General features: G+C 57.4%; 1 protein-coding gene. It reads right to left on the minus strand.

Going from position 1 to position 481, the window contains the following annotated elements; translation table 11 throughout:
• Positions 1-112 precede the first annotated feature (112 nt).
• The coding region (gene tolA / locus GSM73_RS27405) for a cell envelope integrity protein TolA (RefSeq protein WP_256676935.1) at positions 113-481 on the minus strand (369 nt) is incomplete at its 5' end.

A 481-nucleotide genomic window follows, 5' to 3' on the forward strand; every position in this document is an offset into this window, starting at 1 on the left:
GCGATCGGGGTCGCCCGATCGCTGCCGCTGGTGACCAGAATGTTCTTTTCCTCTGCTACCGCTATCCCTGCCAGGCAGCAGATAACGACCAGCATTGATCGAAGAAGGTTTCTCACAAGGCTAGATCCTCAGGTGTGAATGTCATCTTGAATGAACGATAGGGAGCAAAATCGCTCGGTTTCATTCCTTGCATTTCCGTCAATCGCCCAATGTTCTTGACCGCTGCGACCGCCGAAGCGTCGAACGGGCCATCACCGCTGGACTTGGCCACGCTGACCGAGGTAACCGTACCGTCGGGCAACATGCCGATTTGCAATACTACAGTCATGCCTTTGCGTGCCGAAGGTGGACGAGCCCAGCCTTCTGCCGCTCGGGCGCGAATCAAATCATCGAAACTGCCGGCGACTTCATCGCCCTGCTCATCAGCCAATGCCTGCTGGCGCTGCGGCGTGTCGGAAAGCAAATCTGCCAAGGCCTGGGC

The sequence above is a fragment of the Pseudomonas sp. PICF6 genome (assembly GCF_009831705.1).
GTDB lineage: Bacteria > Pseudomonadota > Gammaproteobacteria > Pseudomonadales > Pseudomonadaceae > Aquipseudomonas > Aquipseudomonas rhizophila.